The 1,478-nt window shown below is 33.9% G+C and carries 2 protein-coding genes and 1 other annotated feature; both genes read right to left on the bottom strand.

All coding sequences use genetic code 11. The features are described from left to right. Window positions 1-907: 907 nt before the first annotated feature. A complete protein-coding gene (locus COX95_00010; protein PIZ86714.1) occupies window positions 908-1,147 on the bottom strand; it encodes a hypothetical protein in 240 nt (79 codons plus the stop codon). Between the two features lie 16 nt (window positions 1,148-1,163). Continuing rightward, complete coding sequence (locus tag COX95_00005; protein PIZ86715.1) at window positions 1,164-1,427, bottom strand: excinuclease ABC subunit C; 264 nt, start codon at window positions 1,425-1,427, stop codon at window positions 1,164-1,166. Next, window positions 1,237-1,322 (bottom strand) — a sequence feature (possible 23S ribosomal RNA but 16S or 23S rRNA prediction is too short). Its footprint overlaps the gene before it by 86 nt. Window positions 1,428-1,478 lie beyond the last annotated feature (51 nt).

Below are 1,478 nucleotides of genomic sequence, written 5' to 3'. Positions count from 1 at the left end.
GAACGCATGTTTCCGGACACGAGGCGAAAGATGGCTTAAGGTTGATTTTATCAGCATTTCCAAAAATTCCAGTTTACCTATCTCACGCCACCTATGAAGCAATAGCAGTGTTTCAAAATGAATTGATCGAACGTAATCGTCGATTAATATTGCCGGTAAGGGTTGGCGAATGTATTCAAATATAAAAATAGAGTGTTTTTGGCGCTTGTAGCACTCGTTTAAGATTTTAAATAATCATAAAACACAACAAGCGTCTTTTTTATTTTTCTACAGTTATTTTGTTATAAAATAAAAAGAAAAATAACCCTGTGCTAATTTTTGCCATTTAGATTATGTTTAATTTTTAAGATAGGTTTGATGTTGTAAATAATTAACAAAGCGCGTGGCCGAATAGGCCATTTCCTCTATGGGCGAAGCGCCTTGCTTTTCTTGTTAAGTTGCAAAATTAGTACAGGGTATTGTCTCTACTTTTCTTAAAAGTAATCAAAATATTTTTCTTGCCACTTTCTAGAAAGTGGCGCAAAGTCGTTCGCTCGTTTGAAAAAGCTAAAAATATTACTCAACAGAGTTTTCGAACCTGAACGATCCTAAGAAGGATCGCCCTCGCAAAGAGATATTATCACTCTCTTTGCTCGGGTTGTGCAGGTTCTCGTTCTAATAAGAATTAGAACCGCTCTTTTTGAGTTTATTTTTTTAACACTTTTTCAAAATGCGGACAAGATAATAATTTTAAATGCAACATTTCAAAAAAGCGTCTAGGAAATTCAAAAGTTTCAAACAGTTTTAATCCTTATTAAGACGAGAATCTGCCTAGTTAAGCAAGGAGAGCGTGAGCATCTCCGAGCGAAACCGATCCGACTTCTTAGTCGGTGAGTTCAGATTCGGAAGATTGAAACTTGAAGAATTTCTAGCTTTTTTGAGTCAGTTGCGAGGTTTTGGTCACTTTTGCCGATACAAAAGTGACAGAATGATCTTTGGTGCTTTCTGTAATGAGAAAGTATAAACTACCCGATAGAAAAACCCCTTGACTTATTAGCTTAAATTTGTTAAGATACAGAGCTACTTTTTTATCAAAAAATAGTAGAGTATATTCCGGTGATTTTATAAATAAAATGGTCGGAAAGAACTTTGAAAATTCATCCAGCACTAACTTTTGCTCAAATTTAATTATCTAGGTTGGTAGATAGGCTATTCTTAATACGTCGTTTAGTCTGTGCAAAAGCTTGACCATGCAACTTCAATTGTTTTTCGCGATTTCTAGCGTCTTTTTCAGAAAGATATGCTTCATAATAAATTAGCTTCCAATATCTCCCCTTTGTATAGTAGGCTCTACCAGAATTATGTTCTTGCAAACGACGCTTTAGATTATTTGTAGAACCATAATAAAGCTCATTATTTTCATTTTGAAGGAAATATACATAATACATAAATAAATTATATAGCGAAAAACAAGTAAAAGTTAGTGCTGGATAAAAATA

This window comes from bacterium CG_4_10_14_0_2_um_filter_33_32 (assembly GCA_002792735.1).
Classification (GTDB): domain Bacteria; phylum Patescibacteriota; class CPR2_A; order CG2-30-33-46; family CG2-30-33-46; genus CG2-30-33-46.
The sequence above is the reverse complement of the archived record's forward strand: the minus strand, read 5'-3'. Positions and strand labels throughout refer to the sequence as shown.